General features: G+C 74.4%; 7 protein-coding genes. 3 read left to right on the top strand and 4 right to left on the bottom strand.

The features are described from left to right. The 4 genes from ACQP17_RS02420 to ACQP17_RS02405 form a co-directional block, all read right to left on the bottom strand. Positions 1-705, bottom strand: coding sequence for a pyridoxamine 5'-phosphate oxidase family protein (locus tag ACQP17_RS02420; protein ID WP_433854710.1), 705 nt, complete (start codon positions 703-705; stop codon positions 1-3). A 236-nt stretch (positions 706-941) separates the two neighbouring features. Continuing rightward, positions 942-1,961, bottom strand: a complete 1,020-nt coding sequence (locus ACQP17_RS02415; protein WP_433854709.1) for an SUKH-4 family immunity protein — start codon at positions 1,959-1,961, stop codon at positions 942-944. 63 nt (positions 1,962-2,024) lie between these two features. Next, positions 2,025-4,751, bottom strand: a complete 2,727-nt coding sequence (locus ACQP17_RS02410) for an SUKH-4 family immunity protein (protein ID WP_433854708.1) — start codon at positions 4,749-4,751, stop codon at positions 2,025-2,027. 11 nt (positions 4,752-4,762) lie between these two features. Then, on the bottom strand, positions 4,763-9,526 hold the full coding sequence (locus ACQP17_RS02405; protein WP_433854707.1) for a toxin glutamine deamidase domain-containing protein: 4,764 nt from the start codon (positions 9,524-9,526) through the stop codon (positions 4,763-4,765). A gap of 543 nt (positions 9,527-10,069) precedes the next feature. Between ACQP17_RS02405 and ACQP17_RS02400 the strand changes: the two genes are divergently transcribed. The 3 genes from ACQP17_RS02400 to ACQP17_RS02390 all read left to right on the top strand — a co-directional run bounded on the left by ACQP17_RS02400 (position 10,070) and on the right by ACQP17_RS02390 (position 13,041). After that, on the top strand, positions 10,070-11,242 hold the full coding sequence (locus ACQP17_RS02400) for an NAD(P)/FAD-dependent oxidoreductase (protein ID WP_433854706.1): 1,173 nt from the start codon (positions 10,070-10,072) through the stop codon (positions 11,240-11,242). A 79-nt stretch (positions 11,243-11,321) separates the two neighbouring features. Next, on the top strand, positions 11,322-11,666 hold the full coding sequence (locus ACQP17_RS02395) for a (2Fe-2S)-binding protein (protein WP_433854705.1): 345 nt from the start codon (positions 11,322-11,324) through the stop codon (positions 11,664-11,666). Continuing rightward, on the top strand, positions 11,647-13,041 hold the full coding sequence (locus tag ACQP17_RS02390) for an NAD(P)/FAD-dependent oxidoreductase (protein ID WP_433854704.1): 1,395 nt from the start codon (positions 11,647-11,649) through the stop codon (positions 13,039-13,041). Before ACQP17_RS02395 ends, ACQP17_RS02390 begins: the two co-directional genes overlap by 20 nt. The last annotated feature ends 20 nt before the right edge of the window (positions 13,042-13,061 follow it).

Below are 13,061 nucleotides of genomic sequence, written 5' to 3'. Positions count from 1 at the left end.
TCAGCCGGCGGCGTCCGGCCCGGGGTGGCCGGCCGGGGACGTGGCACGGTCGGCGAGATGCGCCGGTGGGTCGACCCCCGCGGGCAGCACCGGGTCCGGTTCGAGCGCACCCCAGGTGGTGTGCAGGGGCAGCACACCGGCCCACAGGCCGAGTTCGGCGTCCGCACCGTCGCCGTCGTCCGGCGGCCCCGTCCGGATCTTCACCGACGCCTCGTCGAGGGAGAGGGCGAGCAGCGAGGTGGCGGCGAGTTCCTTGCGGCTCGGGCGCCGGGCGTAGTCCCACTGGCCGGGAGCCGCCTGTTCGGTCAGACAGCGCAGCCCGGCGAGCTTCTCCTCCGGGTCGGTGACCGGGCGGGGCGTGCCGTGGACCATCGCGCTGCGGTAGTTGACCCCGTGCTCGAACACCGAGCGGGCCAGCACCAGCCCGTCGACATGCGTCACCGTCACGCACACCTCGGCGCCGGGCGAGGCGAGCAGGCTGCGACTGGCGACCGACCCGTGGAAATACAGCGTGTCGCCGTCCGCGCCGTAGACCGTGGGCACCACCATCGGCGTGCCGTCCACGAGCACGCCGAGGTGGCACAGGAAGCCGGCGGCCAGCACGGCGTCGAGTGCGGCACGGTCCAGGCTGCCCTGCTCGCGCAGCCGGCGGTGGCGGGTGCGCGCGGTCTCCGGCAGCGTCCGGCCGGGCGAGGGGGAGGTCATCACGGCCCTTCCGAGGGGTGCGGGGCACGGCCCGGGCACCTCACGGCGGCCCGCCCCGACCAGGGGCGCGCCGATCGCCGGGGCATCCGGCCCTGACTCCGGATACTACTGATCCCATGGCGACATGGCCAGATCGCGCGGGAATCCGTTGCTGCAATCTCTCAGATCAACGAAATCCGCAGATCGAGGGAAGGTGGCGTCGGACCGCGCGGGGCCCGCCGCCACCCGCCTCCGGTTCAGAGCAACCCGTCCCACATCTGTTCCACGATCATGGCCCACCAGCGGGCCGGACCCGCCAGGCTCTGCGGGTCGAGGGCGGCCAGGTCCTGCTGGAAACGGGCGGTGTCCTGGGCCGCGGCGGCCGGGCTCAGCTCGCGCCGCGGTGCCCAGCGCCGCTTCAGCAGGGCGAGACAGCGGGCGAAGGACTCCAGGTCGGAATTGACGAACGAGGCCCAGCCCGACCGGAGTTCGACGGCCCACACCTTGCCCGTCCCCGGCTCGACGCAGATCTCCCGCCCGAAGTCCTCGCCGATCCGGAGGTAGCCGTAGGAGTCGTAGAACTCCTTGAGATGCGGCTTGAGCGGGTCGCCACCCAGCTCGGCCCAGGCCGGCAGATCCACCACGGCCGGGGACGTGGGCGCCATCCGGAAGAACGGCGCGAACTCCGCGGGCAGACCGGTCCGGGTGAGGGCCTCGACGGCGGATCCGGGCAGCGCGCTGTCCGCGAGCTCCTCCGCGTCGCGCCGTACCACCGCCTCCGCGCCGAATGCGTCGAGCACCTCGCCACGGGCCGCCGCGGGATCGGCGGACACCGCGGCCGCCGCACCCTCCGGCCGGGTCGGCAGGGGCAGCCGGCCGGGACGCGCGGCCAGCGGCTTCCCCTCCCGCCGGGCCAGGCCGGCGGCGTGCTCGTACAGCTTCTCCTGGCCCCTGGCCCGGGAGCGGGCGTCCGGTCCGTAGTCCACGGTGTGGCTGACCCGCACCGCCGGCCAGGAACGGACGATCAGCGCGGCGCAATTCCCGCCGGGCAGCGCGCACGCCTGCAATTCGGTGTACAGCTCCACCACGTCCTCGGGACGGATGCCCAGCTGTGCGAGGTGGTCGACCAACTGCCACTCGGGATGCGGGCGTCCCGGCCCGCTGCGGGCCAGTTGTGTGTGCTCCGCGCCCTCGCCGTCGCGGTACCGGCACACCGCGGTGTACCCGAGACCGGTGCCCAGCGGGGCCCCGCCGCCGTTCGTGTGATTGCTGCTCATCTGCAAGAGTCCCTTTTACCCGTGGCCGTACCGCCCTCGCCGGCCGGCGACCGCCCGTGCGCGCTATTCGAGAAGGTACGTGCTGTCACTGACAAGCTGCGGCCACATCGTGGTCAGCGAGCCCTTCACCGCCCGTCGCGTACCCGCGGGATCGATCCGGCCGAGCCGGCGCAGCACATGCTCCCGGAACTCCCGCTCCTCCTGCTCGTCCCGGCCGTTCGAGGCGACGACGGCCTTCAGCGCGACCGTCCAGCAGCGCAGAAAGGCATCCAGCGAGCTGTTCACCAGGCACACGAACGTCCCGCCGCTGGCCAGCATGACGCGCCCGGTGCCGTGCTCGACGCACAGTTGGGTGCTCTCGTCGCCCACGTAGCCGAGGACGGAGGCCGCCACACGGCCACTCGCCGCTGGCCCGTCGCCGGCGCTGTCGTCGTCCCCGCCGCCGGCGCGCGGCAGCGTGGGCACGAACCGGTCCAGCCCCTCGAACCAGAACTCGGCGGCCGGCAGGCCGACCTCGGTGAGCAGCCGGGCGGTGTCCGGGAGCGAAGCCAGCGGGCCGAGCCGTTCCGGATCGGCCCGTACCGGCCGGCCGACCACGGAGAACAGCGGCGCCAGCAGCTCAGAGGTCAGCGCGCCGCCCCCGTAGAGCGCGTCGTCCACGCTCCACCACGACGAGAGCCCGCGCGGCCGCGGCGGCAGCGCCCGCTCTCCCGGCTTCCCCTGCGCCACCTCGACGAGCATCATCCCGCTGCGGCCCAGCAGCAACGCACGCTCCGAGGGCAGCGGATGGACCTCGCCGACGTGTCCTTCGGGGCACACCAGCGTCGTGGCGTCGGGAGACTCCTCGCCGGCCGGCCGTACCCCCACCCATGGGTCGAGCTCGTCCAGCACCACTTCCATCGGCCCGTCAGCCGTCCCGCCGTCCCCGGACGGCTCCTCGGACACCTCCGGCGGTTTCGTGGACGACTCCCCGACGGGCGTCCCGTCCGCGAGCGTCCACCACTGGTAGTGCCCGTTCAGTTCACTGCGGGTGCAGAACTGCTGCCCGCCCTCGACGCTGCGCCGGCCGTGCAGCACGACCGGGCCGGGCCAGGCGCCGTCGAACTCCGCGGGCTCGAAGACACCCAGCGGCCGCCAGTGCGACCAGAGGGTGCGCCAGATCAGAGGGACCGTGTTCCGCTGCAGCCAGCCCGCCAGTTCGTGGTCGCAGCAGACCGACGCGGTGAGCCCCAGCCGCGAGGCGTGCTCCGAGACATGACCGGTCCGCGGCCCCCCGTAGAGCCGCGAGGCCTGCCCCAGGGCGCGCCGGCGGGCCCGCACCTCGGGCAGCGGCGACCGGCCGGCGTGACCGTCCGCGTCGTCGAAGGACGGCAGATCCACGAGGAACGCCACGGCGGGATCGGCCAGGACGTCGTCGAGCACGCCCCCCTCGGCCGCGTGCGCCAGGCCGGGGCCGAGCGCATAGCGGGCCTCGGGCGAGAGCGGTTCCAGCCCGGCGCCGGCCCGCTCCGCCTCCGTGAGCACCGCACGGGGGGCCAGCGCCGTGGCGATCCTCCGTTGCAGCTCGGGGAGCGCGGCCCCGTAGGACCTGCGGGCCGCGGCGGCCAGCGCGGTGTCACGCAGCCGCAGATGACGCACCCGGCCGGGGCCCGAGGCGGACTCCGTACCGGGCTGCGCGGATTCCGCGCCGGGACCGTCGGCGGGGGCGCTCCCGGGGCCGTCGTCGGGGCCCGTCGTGACGAACTCCTCCGCGATGTAGGCGGTCGACGCGGCCACCACCCGGGTGAGCGCCTCTTCGGACGTCGGCCGGCCGCTGAGCGCCGAGACGGCACGCGCGGCGAGCGGGACGGGCATCCCCGTGTCCCCCTCGGCCAGCACCACCGGGGTGAGCGCCAGCCCCACCTCGTCGGCGGCCTCCCCGAAGGAGGACAGGTAGAAGCGCCAGGCGTCCTCCAGCGAGGTCGGCAACGGCGCCGCGTCGTCCGGAACCCAGGGTTCCTCGCGCGCCCGCAGATCCATGGACAGCGTCTCCGCGAGCAGGAAGTTGGGCCAGGCACTCGCGGTGACGGCGTCGGCCGCGGCGTCGGCCGCGGCCTCCTCGCCCTCGTAGGCGGAGCCCGCCACGGACAGCAGGTCACGCACCCACGCGCGGAACGCGGCACGGTCCGGCGCGAAGGCGGCACTGTCCAGATCGATCAGGGCGTGCGCGGGCAACTTGGCCCGCCGCACCAGGCGTTCGGCCTGCGCCCTCGGCAGGTCGAGCAGGATCCGCAGCGGCTCGGCGCCGTTGTCCAGCCGCTTGCGGGTCGCGCCGCCCGGCTGCACCAGCGGGAGCAGCACCTCGTCGGTCAGCCGCTCGGGCACCTGGCTCAGCGACGTACGCCCGGCCAGCGCGGTGTCCAGCAGCGCCACCGTGAACGGGGTGCCACGGCGCTTGGCCGCCCGGTACAACGAGGGCGTGGGGAGCCACATCCCGGCCGGGAAGGGGCCGTCGGGCGCACTGCCCGGCAGCAGCGCCCGCTCGATCTCCGCCTGGATCTCGCGCTGCGTACGGCCCCGGGTCTCCAGCACGAGGTCGAAGGCGTCGGGCGGCGCGGCCGGTGCCACGGACGGGTCGAGGAACGCCCGGGCCTCCGTGTCGGCCGCCATCGCCAGCCAGGCCGTCAGCCAGCTCTTGCCGCAGCCGGCGTCGCCCGTGACGATGCGCACATGGTCGTCGGGTGCCTCCGAGGCGAGCCACGAGACCAGCGAATGTGCGGCGCTTGAGCGGCCTGCCAGGCGAAATTCCATGGTCCGCAACCTTACTCGTCGTCCGACGGCGCGGGGCTGTCAGGGGCGTTGGCCGGAGCCCGGCCCGCGGCGTGGTGGCGGTCGTCGTCGTCCAGGATCTCCTGCCGCCGCCTCTTGAGGTCGTTGAGGTGCGTGCGCATCTCCCGCGCACCCGTGCCGTCGTCGGGGTGCGGCAGCGTGTGCGTCGTCGGCACCTTGCCGAGGACGCGGTACATCAGGGAGGCACAGCCCTTCTGCGCACAGGGGGCGCGTTCCGTGTAGACCTCGGTGACCCGGATGCGCTGACCGTCGGGGAGCGTGGACTGCATGTGCTGGAGGTACTCGATCGCGGCGCGCTCGGAGTGCTTCGACTTTCCCGTCCACGGCTGGTCGTCGACCTTGGTGACGTTGCCGCTGGTCCCGAAGCTGCGCGCCAGCATCACATATTCGGTGGAGCCGGGCTCCACGACGTAGCGGAATGCCGCGTAGTTGGCGGACGGCGCGAGGCCGAAGTTGTTCTGTCCCGAGTGCTGGTCGGCGGCGGAGCCGGGCACCGCGTACTGATGGAAGTAGTCGTGGTCCAGCCGTGCGCGCTCGACCATGCGTCCCAGATCGCTGTCGTCCCAGTCCTCCTGTTGGGAGTCGACCAGTTCCTGTCCCCGGGTCGCGCTGAACGGGGTGGTGTCCGGCTCGTCGCGAAGCCGGCCGTCGTATTCGTCGCTGTCGCTGTCGCTGTCGTCGCTGTCGTGACCGCTGCTGTCGCCGTCGTGGTCGGCGTCGGGGTCGGTGGGCGGTCGGCGTTCGCCGTCCGGGTCGTGCTCGTCGTGGTCGGCATCGGACATCTCGACATCGGACATCTCGTCATCGGACGACTCGTCGGATGCCTCATCGGACTGGACGGAATCGTCCGCCTCGTCCCGCCGCGGCCGTTTGGTGGTGTCTCCGCCGTCGATCTCCATGTCCCCGGGAGAACGCTCGCGCTTCTTGCCGTCCGAGCCGGCGGGTTCCGCGGCCGGCCGGCGCTCCCCCTGGCCGTCCCGGTCGTGACCGGAGCCGTCGTCGTGGTGGGAGTCGCCGTGCTGCGATCCGTCCTGGGTGGGTCGTCGGTCGGGGGCGAGGGGGATGGCGTGGACGCCGTTGTCGCCGTTGTGGAGGGGCTTGTCGCTGTGCTGTCCGGTTTGGGCGTCGACGTAGGTGATCTTGCCGTGGTGGTTGACGGCGTTCCAGGCGTGGGCGCGGCCGTGGGAGTCCTGGGTGATGATGACGGCCTGGGAGCCGTGGCCGGAGTGGTGGAGGTCGTTTTCCAGGCGGTGGAAGGCGTCGTTGCCGTTGCCGTAGTCGTGGAAGCGGCCGCCGAGGGTGTTCTCGATGCGGTCGCGGCCGTTGGTCTCGCCGCGGTCGGAGGGGGTGCCGTCGGGGTTGTGGTCGGGGGTGCGGTGGGCGGCGGCGGTGGGGTTGCCGGAGTAGGTGTCGGCGGCGGCCAGCGCGGAGTCGACGCAGTTGTTGTTGCGGCCCGGGGCGTCGGGGCCGGGGTGGTTGAGGGAGCTGAGCCAGTTGCCGTCGGCGGGGTCGGGGTGACGCTGCGGGGCGCCGGTCTCGTCCCGGGGGATGGAGTTCTCGACGTGCTGCTGGTGCTCGTCGGTGGGCCCTTCGAGCCCACCCGGGCGCTCGCGGTTGCGGGTCTCGGCGGCGGGCGTGGGGTCCGGCGTGGGGTCCGGCTTCCCGTCGGGGTGCTGATCCGTCGGGTCGTGGGATCCCTGGGGGTGGTCGTTGCCGGGGTGGTCAGTGCCCGGACGGTCGTTGCCCGGACGGTCGTTGACCGGAGGGCTGTCGGCCGGCGGGGTGCCGTCCGGGCGGCTTCCGACGGGAGGGGTGTTGTCCGGGCGGCCGTGGTCCGGGCGGTCGCTGACCGGACCGTCGTGGGCCGGAGTCCCGTTGTGCGGACGGTCGTTGGGTGACTGGCCGGAGCCCGGGCGGTCGGCGTCGGGGCGTGGCAGGCGCGGGTCGGGACGCCCGTTCCGGGAGGTGTCGGGGCGTGGGGTGTAGGCGGGGCGGTCCTGGGTGCGCTGCGGCGGGATGTGCGGGGCGGGCCGCGAGCCGTCGGGGCGCGGGCTGGAGGAGCCGGGGCCCGAACCGGGGCTCTGGGGTGTTCCGCCACGGGGTGGGGCACCGGCGGCGGAGTGGCCACCGCCCTGGGTGGGCACGGTCGGAGCCCCCATGACCGGGCCGGTGCCTGGCGGGGTGTGCTGCGGCGACTGCGTGGAGCCGGGCGTGGCAGTGGGGTTGTGCGTGGTGCCGGGGTCCGCCGCGTGCTGGGTGGGCGGGGGCGCGGTCATGGTGTCGGCGGACTGGGTGGTGACGGTGGTGTCGTCGTCACCGCGGTGTGGCGTGGGGTCGCCGGGGGAGGGGTCGCGGTGCTGGCCGGACGGGCCGGAGGACGGCGAATGCTGCACCGGGGCACCCTGGGAGGGCACGCTCACGTGCGGCGTCGCGGGACGCCCGCCGGTGCCGGCACCCGAGTTGTCCCCGTTGTGCGCACCGGAGCCGTCCCCACCCTGCGAGCCGCCGTGCGCGCCGTCGCCGTGCGGGGAGGCGTCGGTGTTCGTGGGCGGATTACCGGCGACGGGGCCGGGAGAGGGCGACGACTGCGACGGCTCCGGCTGCTGACCGGTTTCGCGGTGTGAATTCCCGTCGGAGGTCCCGGAGGTGGGGTGTTCGTTGGAGGAATGGTCGGCGGCCGGGGCGGGGTTGTGGGCCGGGGTGGGGCTCTCGGCGGGGCCGGAGTGGTGGGCCGGGCCGGGACCGTGGGCGGGCCCGGAGTCGTGAGAGGGGCCTGGGTTGTGGCCCGGGCCGGGGGCATGGGCGGGGCCGGGGTTGTGAGCGGGCCCGGAGTCGTGAGCCGAGCCGGGGTCATGGGCGGGGCCAGGCGTGTGAGCGGTGCCGGCGTCGTGGGCCGGACCAGAGTTGTGCGCCGACCCAGGATCATGAGCGGGCCCGGAATCGCGAACTGGACCGGATCCATGAGCTGTTCCGGAGTCGTGGGCCGGGCCGGAGTCGTGAGTCGGCCCGGAGTCGTGCGCGGGAGCCGGGTCGGGTGCCGATGCGGTGTCGGGCGGGGGCGTGCCCGGAGTGGGGTGTGTGCTGACGGGCTCCGTGTCGGGGCGAGTGGAGTCCGGGGTGTTGTCAGCCGTCGGGTGGGTGCCGACCGGGTCGGGGCGTGCGGAGTCGGGCGTGTGGTCCGGCTTGGGATGGGTGCCGACCGGGCCGGTGTCCGGGCGTGCGGAGTCCGGGGTGTGGTCAGGGGTGGGCCGGGTGCTCGCCGAGTCCGTGTCCGGGCGGGGATGGTCCGGGCCGGGGCCACCGGAGTCCGGGGCGGGGCCCGAGTGGGAGGCGGCCCCCGAGTCATGGGTGCCGGCCGTGTCGGGGGTGGTACCGGAGTCCGTGGCCGACCCGTACGGGTTGTCATGGCCGCCCTGGTAGCCGGGGTCGAACGGCGAACGCTGATCCGGGGGCGGCAGCGGCTGCGCGGAGGGAGCGTGGTGGCTGCCGTCCGGGCGGCCGGTGGAGTTGTCGGGTGTGGGGGAGGTGTCGTTTCCGGAGCCGGTGTGCGCGCCGGAGTCGCTCAGCGGGCGGGGCACGTGCGACGAACCGCCGGAAGTGGCGCTTCCGCCGCTACCGCTGCCGTCCCCCGAACCGTGTCCACCACCGCTGGAGTCACCAGATCCGGACCCGGACCCGGACCCCGTGCTGGACCCGGACCCACCCCCGGACGTGGTACCGGAACCACCATCGGTACCGGACCCACCACCGTCGGCCCCACTCCCGGAACGGCTCCCGCCCCCGGAGGTACCGTCGTTCCCGGAGTGGCCCCCACCCCCGGAAGTACCAGAGCCGCCGGACTCACCGGAGCCCCTGGACTCACCGGAGCCCCCGGACTCACCCGAGCCGCCCGACCCACTCGACTCGCCGGACCCACTCGACTCACTCGACTCGTGGGAACCCCCGTCGCTGCCCCCGCTGCCCTCGCCGCCGTGGTCGCTCCCGCCGCGTCCGGCGGCGTGATCGAGACCGTTGTTGACGTGGTGGCCCGCCCGGGACCCGGCGCCGTCGCGGAGGGACTCGGCGAAGGTCTGGCCGGAGTTCTTCAGCGCGTCCGCGCCGGCTTCGGCGCCGGCATGCGCGCTGCGTCCCACGTCGAAGCCGTTCTGGGCCCCGAAGTTCATGTTCACGCCCTGCGCGATGGCGTCGGAGGCCATGGCCTCCAGCGCGGACACGGCGGGCTCCTTCACCGTCTCGACGATGGCCTCTACCAGGGCCTCGCCGGCTTCCTTCAGGATGCGGCGGACGATCAGCCGGGTGGCTTGGGTGGCGCCCGCCGCGGCGACCTCGGACAATCCGAAGGTGAAGGGGGCCGCGGCCTGTGCGGCGATGATCTCCGCGGCGAGGATCGCGAGTTGGGCGATCACCGCGACCTTCATCCCGATGATGACCCCGGAACCGGCCTCCAGGGCGAAGGCGATGACCTCCGCGGCGGAACGGGCGTCGTCGAGATGGCCGGAACCGTTGCCGGAGAACTTCCCCCAGGTCGTGCTGAAGCCATCGATGCTGTCACCGGAGTTGGCGGACAGCACATTGCCGGCGGCGGTGACGCCCTCGGACTGCAGCTGCTCCACGGTGTGTGCGAACTCCCGCCAGAAATCGGCGGATTCGATCATCTTGTCCTCGTCACCGGTCGGCCAGTCGTAGCCGAGCATTTCAAGGACCCACTCGAGCCAGTTCGGCAGCATGAGCGACATGGCGGCAATCCCCCGAAAACAGTGAAGCGATGGCGTGAAGAACGAGGAACGGAAGGGCGGTACCGGAGTCGCGACCCGTGGACGAAGCGGCGGTGGACGAAGCGGTGATGGGTGGAGCGGCGGCGGTCGAACGCCGGGAGGCGGAGCGGAGTCGGCAGCGGCGGTCTTACGGCCGGGGGCGCACGTCCGACCCGGGTCGGACGTGCACGATGCGTCGTCCCCCGGTCGTCCGTGGTCCTCCGCTGCTGAAAGAGCGTCAAGAGCAGGAACTGATGCGGCAAAGCTTAGTCATATCCCTGATGTTGGATCAGGGCATCCACCGTCACAGTGTCGTCACCGGTGCCGGTCGAGGGGTGGGCAAGTCGCCTCATTCATCCTCAAGATCCGGCAAATCGCGGAGTGTGGGGAGGTGGTGAGCGGGTGCCCGCCGTGCGGGAAACCACATCGGGTCTCCGTTCGCCGGAGCCGACTCAGGGGCGGTTCAGGGGTCGAAGTGCGCGAAGTACCCTTTTCTCAGACTGTGTTGTGTGACATATTACTGACGTGCCCACGAGACACAGACGCCTTCAGGACGCTCCGGACGTGGTGATCGTCGGCGCCGGTGTGGTCGGCGCCGCCTGTGCGTACTACGCCGGCCGTGCCGGTCTCTCCGTCGCCGTGGTCGACCGCGGAGCCGTCGCGGGCGGCACCACCGGCGCCGGCGAGGGGAACCTGCTGGTCTCCGACAAGGAGCCGGGCCCGGAACTCGCACTCGCGTTGCTCTCCACCCGCCTGTGGCGCGAACTGGCCGACGAACTCCCCCCGGAGATCGAGTACGAGACGAAGGGTGGACTGGTCGTCGCCGCCGGCGAACCCGCTCTGACGTCCCTGCGGGCGTTGCGCGCGGTGCAGGGCGCGGCGGGGGTGGAGAGCGCGGACGTCCCGGGCGAGCGGCTGCGGGACCTCGAACCCCATCTGGCCCCCGGTCTCGCCGGCGGCGTGCTCTACCCGCAGGACGCGCAGGTCCAGCCCGCGCTGGCGGCGGCCCACCTGCTGCGTGCCTCCGGCGCGCGACTGCACCTGGGGGCCGAGGTCACGGCTGTGCTGCGCGGGCCCGGGGGAGCGGTCCGCGGTGTCCGTACCCCGCGCGGCGACCTCCTGGCCCCTGCCGTCGTCAACGCCACCGGCACCTGGGCCGGCCGGCTGGCCACGCTCGCGGGGGTGACCGTCCCCGTCCTGCCGCGCCGCGGATTTGTGCTGGTCACCGAGGTGTTGCCGCGTGTCGTGCGCCGCAAGGTGTACGCCGCGGACTATGTCGCCGACGTCGCCAGCGGCTCGGCCGCGCTGCAGACTTCCGCCGTTGTGGAGGGCACCCCGGCCGGTCCGGTGCTCATCGGCGCCAGCCGCGAACGCGTCGGCTTCGACCGCACCCTCCCGGCCGGCGTCCTGCGCCGGCTCGCCGCCCAGGCCGCGGCCCTCTTCCCCGTCCTGGCGGACGTCCGGGTGATCCGTACGTACCAGGGCTTCCGCCCCTACCTTCCCGACCACCTCCCGGCGATCGGCCCCGACCCGCGCGCCCCGGGTCTGCTGCACGCCTGTGGCCACGAGGGCGCGGGCATCGGCCTCGCCCCGGCCACGGGCCGGCTGATCGCCGCCGCGCTGACGGACACCGCCGGGCCGCTGGACGCGACACCGTTCCGGCCGGACCGCTTCACCGAAGGGCCGGAGCCGCGATGAGCGGAGCCGCGCCGTGCGCGGCCCTGACGCTGCCGCATCCTCACCCCACCGCCGCCACCCCCGTCCACCGGAGCCCGGCATGAACCGACCCCGCCCCCGCATCCGACGCCCCCGCCCCACCCCCGCCGACCTCGTACGGGCCGCGCCGGGACCGGAGTTCGAGATCACCCTCGACGGGCGGGCGCTGCCGGCGCTGCCCGGGCACAGCATCGCGGCCGCGCTCTGGGCGGCGGGGGTGCTCTCCTGGCGGACCACCCGCCGGGGCGGGCGGGCGCGGGGCGCGTTCTGCGGGATCGGCTCCTGCTTCGACTGCCTGGCCACCGTCAACGGCACCCCCAATCAACGGGCTTGCCTCGTGCCGGCCCGGCCGGGGGACGCGATCACCACCCAGGAGGGACACGGGCGTGCCGATCTCACCGTCTGACATCCACGATCTCGCGGTCATCGGCGCGGGGCCGGCCGGGCTCGCCGCCGCCGTCACCGCCGCCGACCTCGGGCTGACCGTGGCGCTGGTCGATGCCGCCACCCGGCCGGGCGGACAGTTCTACCGGCAGCCGGCCGCCGGGCTGGGCGCGGCCCGCCCGCAGGCCCTGCACCACTCCTGGGGCGCGTTCGCCCGGCGCGCCGGACGGCTGGCCGCGCACCGGGCGGCCGGCCGGATCCGGTACGTCACCGAGCACCACGTCTGGGCCGTCACCCGCGAGGCGGCGCACTGGGCCGTGCACGCGGTGACCGGGCCCGACGGGGCCGGGGCGCGGGCCGAGGTGGCCGCGCGCACGGTGCTGCTGGCCACCGGCGCGCACGAGCGGCAACTGCCCTTCCCCGGCTGGACCGTGCCCGGCGTCGTGGGCGCGGGCGGGGCGCAGGCCATGCTGAAGGCGGGGCTGGTGGTGCCGGGGCGGCGGGTCGTGGTCGCGGGCAGCGGCCCGCTGCTGCTCGCCGTCGCCGGGTCGCTGGCCGCGGCCGGGGCCACGGTGCCGGTGGTCGCCGAGGCGGGCGGCTACGCCGGGTACGCCCGGGCGCCGCGCACCCTGGCCGCCAACCCGCGCAAGCTCGTGGAAGGCATCGGGCACGCCGCCACCCTGCGCCGGTACGGCGTCCGCCTGCGCACCCGCAGCGCGGTCACCGCCGTGCACGGCACCGACCGGGTCGAGGCGGTCACGCTGACCCGTCTCGACCGGGACTGGCGGCCGGTCGCCGGGACCGGGCTGCGCATCCCGTGCGACGCGCTCGCCGTCGGGCACGGACTCGTCCCGCAGCTGGATCTGGCGACCGCGCTGGGCTGTGCGACCCGCCGCACCCCCGACGGCACCGCCGCCCTGGTGCTCGACGACCGGCAGCGGACCACGGTCGAGGGGGTCTGGGCCGCCGGCGAGACCGGCGGCGTGGGAGGCGCCGAACTCGCCCTGGTCGAGGGCGAGTCGGCGGCGTACGACATCGCGGGGCGGGCCGTCGGCGGGGCGCTGCGGCGGCGCCGGGAACGGCTGCGGCGGTTCGCCGGGGTCATGGCCGCCGCCCATGCGCCGCGGTCCGGCTGGTCCGACTGGCTGGGCGCCGACACCGAGATCTGCCGCTGCGAGGAGGTCACGGCCGGACGCATCCGGGAGGCCGTCGGCTCACTCGGCGCCCGCGACACCCGCACCGTCAAACTGCTCACCCGCGCCGGCATGGGCTGGTGCCAGGGCCGGATGTGCGGCCCCGCCGTGGCGCACCTCGCGGGGGAGCACGCGCCCGAACCCGGCCGACGACTGCTGGCCTGCCCGATCACGCTGGGCGAACTCGGCCGCGAAGAGCGGTAGGTGAGGCCGGTGGCCTTGGC

Source organism: Streptomyces kronopolitis, assembly GCF_050953795.1.
GTDB classification, from domain to species: Bacteria; Actinomycetota; Actinomycetes; order Streptomycetales; family Streptomycetaceae; genus Streptomyces; species Streptomyces kronopolitis_A.
The sequence above is the reverse complement of the archived record's forward strand: the minus strand, read 5'-3'. Positions and strand labels throughout refer to the sequence as shown.

Excerpts from the sequence above, each read along its gene's own strand:
- ACQP17_RS02420 (WP_433854710.1), bottom strand. The coding sequence starts at position 705 with ATGACCTCCCCCTCGCCCGGCCGGACGCTGCCGGAGACCGCGCGCACC.
- ACQP17_RS02415 (WP_433854709.1), bottom strand. The coding sequence starts at position 1,961 with ATGAGCAGCAATCACACGAACGGCGGCGGGGCCCCGCTGGGCACCGGT.
- ACQP17_RS02410 (WP_433854708.1), bottom strand. The coding sequence starts at position 4,751 with ATGGAATTTCGCCTGGCAGGCCGCTCAAGCGCCGCACATTCGCTGGTC.
- ACQP17_RS02405 (WP_433854707.1), bottom strand. The coding sequence starts at position 9,526 with ATGTCGCTCATGCTGCCGAACTGGCTCGAGTGGGTCCTTGAAATGCTC.
- ACQP17_RS02395 (WP_433854705.1), top strand. The coding sequence starts at position 11,322 with ATGAACCGACCCCGCCCCCGCATCCGACGCCCCCGCCCCACCCCCGCC.